Annotated in this window: 8 protein-coding genes; 6 read left to right on the top strand and 2 right to left on the bottom strand. The window is 44.6% G+C overall.

Annotated features, from left to right (window positions below; all coding sequences use genetic code 11):
* Positions 1 to 471: pentapeptide repeat-containing protein (locus tag C7B77_RS20230; protein ID WP_146138422.1), on the top strand; the 471-nt coding region annotated here is incomplete at its 5' end.
* Positions 472 to 565: 94 nt separating this feature from the next.
* Here C7B77_RS20230 and C7B77_RS20225 read toward each other — a convergent pair.
* Positions 566 to 844 carry an endonuclease domain-containing protein gene (locus C7B77_RS20225; protein WP_281261376.1) on the bottom strand — a complete coding sequence of 93 codons (279 nt, stop codon included), beginning with the start codon at positions 842 to 844 and terminating at the stop codon, positions 566 to 568.
* A 277-nt stretch (positions 845 to 1,121) separates the two neighbouring features.
* On the opposite strand from C7B77_RS20225, the gene C7B77_RS20220 reads away from it, so the two are divergent.
* Together C7B77_RS20220 and C7B77_RS20215 are read left to right on the top strand one after the other, a co-directional pair.
* On the top strand, positions 1,122 to 2,621 hold the full coding sequence (locus tag C7B77_RS20220) for a bifunctional aminoglycoside phosphotransferase/ATP-binding protein (RefSeq protein ID WP_106309000.1): 1,500 nt from the start codon (positions 1,122 to 1,124) through the stop codon (positions 2,619 to 2,621).
* A gap of 218 nt (positions 2,622 to 2,839) precedes the next feature.
* The gene (locus C7B77_RS20215; protein ID WP_106308994.1) at positions 2,840 to 3,175 is read left to right on the top strand and encodes a hypothetical protein; all 336 of its coding nucleotides are present in this window, start codon (positions 2,840 to 2,842) and stop codon (positions 3,173 to 3,175) included.
* A gap of 351 nt (positions 3,176 to 3,526) precedes the next feature.
* Here C7B77_RS20215 and hmpF read toward each other — a convergent pair whose 3' ends face one another.
* Entirely contained in the window at positions 3,527 to 5,251 is a 1,725-nt protein-coding gene (gene hmpF, locus C7B77_RS20210) for a pilus motility taxis protein HmpF (RefSeq protein WP_106308991.1), read from the bottom strand.
* Between the two features lie 327 nt (positions 5,252 to 5,578).
* On the opposite strand from hmpF, the gene C7B77_RS20205 reads away from it, so the two are divergent.
* From C7B77_RS20205 to C7B77_RS20195, 3 genes are all read left to right on the top strand, one after another.
* A complete protein-coding gene (locus C7B77_RS20205) occupies positions 5,579 to 5,824 on the top strand; it encodes a hypothetical protein (protein WP_106308988.1) in 246 nt (81 codons plus the stop codon).
* 145 nt (positions 5,825 to 5,969) lie between these two features.
* Complete coding sequence (locus C7B77_RS20200) at positions 5,970 to 6,335, top strand: response regulator transcription factor (RefSeq protein WP_015161620.1); 366 nt, start codon at positions 5,970 to 5,972, stop codon at positions 6,333 to 6,335.
* Between the two features lie 10 nt (positions 6,336 to 6,345).
* Complete coding sequence (locus C7B77_RS20195) at positions 6,346 to 6,873, top strand: chemotaxis protein CheW (RefSeq protein ID WP_106308985.1); 528 nt, start codon at positions 6,346 to 6,348, stop codon at positions 6,871 to 6,873.
* Positions 6,874 to 6,906 lie beyond the last annotated feature (33 nt).

Here is a 6,906-nt window from a genome sequence, read left to right as displayed (position 1 = left end):
ATCGATCGTAGTAGGGATGTGCCACCTAGAGAGCGATTAAAACCAGATGCACAAGGGGTTTTGGGTGCATACCGACGTGGTCAGAGAGTCTTTACCGAGATGGATATTAGTAGTCTCGATCTCTCCAAAGCCCAACTACCTGGAATTGTGCTCAGTAATGCTAACTGTGCTAATATCAATTTCCGCAGTGCTAATTTAGCTGAAGGCAAATTTGATAGAGCGAACTTAAGTAATGCTAAATTTAAGCAGGCGATTGTGAGTAAAGGGTACTTTTATGGTGCTAATTTACAGAATGCTGATTTAAGTCGCGCAGATCTTAGTGGAGCCGATTTACTTGAGGCCAATCTGAATGATGCAAATTTATGTGGCGCAAATCTGAAAGGTGCTAAAGTTGCAGAAGCACAGATAAATCAAGCTAAAACAAACATTATGACTATCTTTCCTAACGGAAAACGCGGTGGATTATTGTAGAGAATATTAAAAGTATATTGATTGGACTTGTGCCTTTCAACCAAATCGGGGTCGTGATTAGTAGATTTACCCAGTAACATATCGATCCCACTACTCACTGACTCAATTCGTCGATCCAAAGCTCGATCGAATCTAGTACCATTTCCATATTCCGCTTCACATCAGCATCCGTAAACCTTAAAAATCTCACACCCAGAGATTTCAAACGTTCTTGTCTAATATCATCATTAACCTTTTCTGCTTCGCCATCATGACTGCTGCCATCAATTTCGATCGCTAGCTTCAAATCCTTACAATAGAAATCGATAATATATCTGTCTATGGGACGTTGCCTGTCGAAATCATAACCCCGCATCTGCTTCCGCCTGAAAATGGAATATCGACCTAGTGCATTGTCAAGACTAAAAATTAGGGTTGATAATTTCCGAGTCCCTTATTCAGTAAGCTTCTTAAAAGACATCCACCCTAAAATTAAGATTTGACGCTGCACTAGTAATTTAGCGAATGTAGTAATGATGTGTAAACTAGCCAGAAATTTACCCGATCGAAGATTTGCAACCGACCTAGTCTACCGTGCTAGCATCTGAATAAAATTTTACTAAATATCGATCGTGTCAAATAAAGCCGCTTTGCCAGAATTAGTCCAGCAAATGTTAAAACCGGAATTTTATCCCCATCCGGCGATCGCACCCATTCAATTGATGCAAACCCACGCATCTACTATCCTACTCACGGGAGAATTTGTTTACAAACTCAAGAAACCAGTTAACTTTGGTTTTCTCGATTACTCGACATTAGCCAAACGCCAGCATTTTTGTCAAGAAGAACTCCGACTCAATCAACGTGGTGCTAAAGAGTTGTATTTAGAAGTGGTAGCGATCTCCAAAAATGGCGATCGATATTGTTTGGGCAACGATGGCGAGATAGTTGACTATGCGGTAAAAATGGTGCAATTTCCGCAGGAAAATTTACTCAGTAATATGTTTGAGTCAGGACGGCTCACACCTGAAGATATCGAAGAGATGGGGCGAGTTGTCGCTGAGTTTCACGGTCGCTCTCGGACGGATGAGTATATTAGTAGCTTTGGGCAAATCGATCGAATTAAAGTATCGATCGATGATAACTATCGCCAGACGGAAAAATATATCGGACGCGCCCAAACTCAACAGCAGTTCGCCGAAACTAAAGCATATACCGATCGCTTTCTCACCGAACACTCGCAATTATTTCTCGATCGCATTGCGGGAGGATTTATCCGCGAGTGTCATGGCGATTTACACTTGCGCAATATCTGTCGTTGGCACGACAAAATTCTCTTATTTGATTGCATCGAATTTAACGAACCATTTCGCTTTGTCGATACGATGTACGATGTGGCTTTTGCAGTGATGGATCTAGAAGCTAGAGGCGGCAAAGATTTCGCCAATCGGTTTTTAAATACCTATGCCGAACAGACTGGAGATTGGGCAGGATTGCAGGTATTGCCGATGTATCTGAGTCGTCAGGCGTATGTCAGAGCCAAAGTCACCTCATTTTTGCTCGACGATCCTAGTATTGCTAGTGAAGATCGCACCACCGCAGCTCAGACGGCGGGAGATTATTACCGTCAGGCTTGGGAATATACTCGCAGCCGCCAGGGACGAATAATTATGATGGCGGGACTTTCCGGTGCTGGCAAAAGTACTTTGGGCAAACAAATTGCACGGGAAGTCAATGGCGTACATCTACGCTCCGATGCGGTACGCAAGCATCTGGGGAAAATTCCACTGTTGGCTAAAGGTGACGATAGTCTTTATACGCCCGCAATGACTTCACAAACTTATCAGCAGATGCTGGAATTGGGGGATAAATTAGCCGCACGCGGCTTTACTGTCATTTTGGATGCCAAGTACGATCGACAGTCTTTGCGTGCCGCTGTGGTCGATTTAGCCACAACTCGCGAGATCGCGCTTCAGATCGTCTACTGTACGGCACCAGAAAGTGTTTTACGCGATCGATTGACACATCGCACTGGCGATATTGCCGACGCGACGGTAGATTTACTCGCCAGTCAACAATCAGCATGGGAAGATTTTACCCCAGCGGAACAAGCTTATGTGACGACGGTAGACACGACAAGCGATTTAGGAGTGTTTTTAGGCCAAATTTGAGGGGGACGAGGAAACGAGGGGACTAGGAGACAATGATATTAACTATTCACTATCCACTATTCACTATCCACTATCCACTACCCACTATTCACTATCCACTACCCTCTACCTAAAGCCTAAAGCCTTCTACTAAGAAAAATGCTCGTAAAATAAAAGTATCCCCCTTGCTGTCCAAATCACAGGGATACGTTTAAAGACATAAATTTACAGTCAACACCATGACACAATCCACAGATCGAGATATCCAGGAAATTAATAATGCTGTCGATGCCAATAGTAGAGCGATCGATGCCAACAGTAAAGCGATCGCCGATCTAACAGCTTCAATTGCCGGATTGCGTGAGGAAATGCGGGTGGGTTTTACCAAAGCGGAGGGACAAATTAATAATGTCGAAACTAAGCTCGATGCCAAAATTGATGTTGTCAGAGGGGAGCTAAGGGTAATTGATGTCAAGTCAGAAGGACGAACTCGGATTGGGTTTTGGAGTCTATTGGTGCGAGGAACGGCAATCGTGGTGTTAGGTGGTTTATTTGTCGTGTTCTTGTTTTCTTGAGATCTTGGCTTCAACGGAGTTGGGAGTTGGGAGTTGGGAGTTGGGAGTTGCGGCTCGCGCACGCCTTTGTTTCCCGACGGTTTAGCGAGACAGCGACGCATCAAGCCTACCTCCCGTTTGTGTGCGTCAGCGATTCGCGCTCGGCGGGTTTCCCGCCGGGATAGCGAGACAAGACAGCCTGCCCCAGATCCGGGTTTTCGTAGCACCAGTAAATCCAGTATTGCACCGTAATCCAATTTGACATTAGCTAACAAAAATCGAATCGAAAGCTTAAAATTAGCTTTCAATCCGATCGGGTTAGTAAATAGTAATAGATTATCTGGGCGAGCGATCGATCGGCCACAGCAAAGATTAACTCATCGGCGTACCGTGAACTAAATTGTTGAGTAAAGACTCAATATGGTGCATCGCTTGTTGATTTTCTGGCTGCTGCTCGGCTGCATCTGCCAAGTTACCCAGTTGTTGTTTGAAAGCATCGATCCGCTCTTGTAACGAGGGGACGATCTCTTGATACAGCGCAATTTTGGCAGCCAACTCGATCGATAATTGTTTAGTCGTTTGATGCTGCTGTTCGAGCTGCTGAACTTGCTTGGATTCGCGGATATAAGTTTCTACCTGTTGTTCGATTTTAGCCTTGGTTTGTTCGATCGTCGTCCGCAGATTTTGGATCTCAGTTTCCACTTGAGTAAATTCCGATTGCTGTTGCTGGCGTTGAGTCTCCAATAAACCTAAGATCGACTCCCACTCGATTTGAGTGCGTTCTGCATCTGCGGGTGGATGTCCCTGACGTTGGCGTAAAACTCGATTGTGAATCTGCAAGAAACTTTGACGCTCGCGCATCGTTTGACGCTGCCCATCCAAAGTATGGTCGAGCATATTGTAGCCATCTTGTTCGTCAGCTAAATCGGCTTCCAGTTTAAGTTTGTCGAACTCATTAGCTACCGCGATAGCTTGACGGAGTTCGTCGATCGCAACTTGTTTTTCTTGGAGTTCTTCTTCTTCTAAATGGACGAAATGTACCGATCGATCGACTTCGGTTTGCAGATTTTCGACGATCGATTGTAACTCCTCGATCGGCATTGCTTCGAGCTGTTCGAGATCGATTTTTTGAAGATCGCCGATCTCAGTGCCGCCGCCTTTAGACATCAGATAAATTTTCTGATAAGTTTCTTGTTCGAGCTGAATCCGGACATTCAGACGCTGAAGATATTCTTGTTGCATACTCAAAGTATGCTGTTGAATTTCCCATGCAGTTTGGGTTTCTTCGAGTGAGGTTTGTAATTCTTGCAGTTGCTGTTTGGCACGTTCGATTTCCTGCTGTTGGCGGGTGAGTTCTGCTTGAGTTTCATCCACCCGTTGCTGTTGATAACGAAGCTGTTGCCAATGCGTATTGAGGAGATCTTGTTGGGCTTCAATCTCCGTGACAGTAGTTTCTAATTGTTGGGGAGCAAAGGCGTGCGAATTACCACCTAATTGCTGGAGAGCTGCCCGAATTTCATCTACTTGCTGTTCGCTCAAAGCAGCACAGTTAAGCGATTGTTGTTGATTTTCTAAATGTTGCTCTTTCTCGCGTAATTGCTCCCATTGAGTTGCCAAATCTTGCCGAGATTGCTCGTGTTGTTCGAGTGTCGATTCCAAAGCTTGTGCTTCTTGAGTCAATCTGTCGAGTTCGGAGCGTTTTTGTTCTAAATCTTCTTCCCGTTCGTAAATTTCTTGTTGGCGCAGTTGTAGTTGTTGACTTTGAAGACTCAACGATTGCCGCCAACTTTCGATTTCATCAGCTTCTTTTTTATATTTTTCGATTTGGCGCGAGAGATTTTGGAGAATACCTACCAGATGTTTGCCAGCGTCCCGCAATGGTGATTGAATCTGACGATTGGCATTCATGTCTACGAGGACTAATACCCCAGGATTGTAGTTATTTGCCTCGTCCGGAGCAGCGATTAGTTCTTCACTAGGAATCGCACTCCAATTTTGTTCGGTACGCTGACAGGCCAATAATTTGAGTTCAGCTTTACTTCTGCCGCTGATATTAAACCCAGATTTTGGCTTTTGGACTTCTGCTAGATACAACACGTTATTATGCCCTTGTCTTATATAAATAAATTTAGATTTTGCCGAGTATACAGAATCGAATAAGTCAATTCATATTATAAATCTGAGCCAACAGGCAGTTTGAGCAGCATCGATGCGCCATACTCAATTTTCGACTTTGTGGAGGGGACTATCCGAGTTTTTGGCTGTGAATCTCGCCTCGGAGGCGGACTAGATGATGTAAATTCACAGTTACAATGGTGTGACGGCAAGCTATGAGTAGCGATCGCGCCGATCTCTGACTCTGCAGGCTCACAATTTAGCTTTCCCTCAAATCGAGCAGAGCCATCACTAACAACTATATATACATTGACTGCCAACTGTCATCAGCATAAATCTCAACAGAATTTTCGATCGATCTTGAAGATGATGCAACAAACTGGCGATCGTGTGGGAAAACTGAATGTAGCGGGCATAAATGCATCATCGATATCTGATGTCATGAAACTCTCTGAGCTAATGGTACTGCCGTCGGTGCCAGATCGGGCTGCGATCGGCTGTGCTGCTGTAGATTGCGCCACCGTTGGCGGTCGCGATCTCCTTTATAGCGGTTGAGAGCGATCGACTTTTCGTGCCGCCAGTTTAGCAATATGTTTCCATGAGTATTGTTTATGAAATCTATCTTTTATGCTTAAAACACATTACATATTGTTAATGTTTACTGTTTCAGTGTCCATATACCCCATCGATTAGCAGATATATGAAAACAGTTCTAGTTGTAGATGATAGTACCGCCCAGCGGGAAATGATCAAAGAGCTACTTCAAGCTAGTGGGATGACAGTAAATGTCGCCACAGATGGCGAACAAGCGGTAGAAGTGGCACTAGAAATCGTGCCAGATATAGTGGTGCTCGATGTAGTGATGCCCAAAATGAATGGTTATGAAGTTTGCCGCACGCTTAAATCTAATCCCAAAACTCAAAATGTGCCCGTGATTTTATGTAGTTCCAAAAGTGAAGATTTTGACAAACATTGGGGGATGCGCCAAGGTGCCGATGCCTATGTTTGCAAACCTTTCGAGCCAGTCGAATTACTGAGCACAATCAAACAGTTATTGCGAAATTAGGATAGGTCTAATGGTTCTCAATTTAGATTTTCTCACCAGTGACGATAACCCAGAAACTAATGAGGTAAGTACGAGCAGCCGCGACGGAGAATTGTGTTTGCGATTTGACGTACCGTCGGGTAACGAATTCGCACTTCCGGCTTCTGGCGTGCGCGAGGTCATGTCCGTTTATTTCGATCGAATTACGCCGATTCCCAATGCTTCACCTTTTTTCTTGGGTACTTATAATTGGCGCGGTCAGGTAATTTGGGTCGCAGATCTGGGACAATTTCTGGGCGATCGAGTTTTGGTAAATACCGACCAAAATGAAGTTTCGGTACTAATTGTCGAAGAACAAGAACTCGTAATGGGTTTCGCCGTTCATACAGTCGCAAATACCGAGTGGTTGGACATCGAGCGGGTACTTCCTCCAGATCGCCAAATTCCCGCCGCCATGAAGAGTTATGTCAAAGGAGTATACAGCACCGGATCTGATAAGCCGGAATTGCGATTACTCGACCAAGTGGCGATTCTGCGCTCTTCTCAATGGACGATTTAACCGATCGCTAATGAACGGTTGGCGATGTCTAAA

It is taken from the genome of Chamaesiphon polymorphus CCALA 037 (genome assembly GCF_003003845.1).
Lineage (GTDB): Bacteria > Cyanobacteriota > Cyanobacteriia > Cyanobacteriales > Chamaesiphonaceae > Chamaesiphon > Chamaesiphon polymorphus.
The sequence above is the reverse complement of the archived record's forward strand: the minus strand, read 5'-3'. Positions and strand labels throughout refer to the sequence as shown.

Coding starts and splice junctions, on each gene's coding strand:
- C7B77_RS20220 (WP_106309000.1), top strand. CDS start 1,122: ATGTTAAAACCGGAATTTTATCCCCATCCGGCGATCGCACCCATTCAA.
- C7B77_RS20215 (WP_106308994.1), top strand. CDS start 2,840: ATGACACAATCCACAGATCGAGATATCCAGGAAATTAATAATGCTGTC.
- C7B77_RS20200 (WP_015161620.1), top strand. CDS start 5,970: ATGAAAACAGTTCTAGTTGTAGATGATAGTACCGCCCAGCGGGAAATG.
- C7B77_RS20195 (WP_106308985.1), top strand. CDS start 6,346: ATGGTTCTCAATTTAGATTTTCTCACCAGTGACGATAACCCAGAAACT.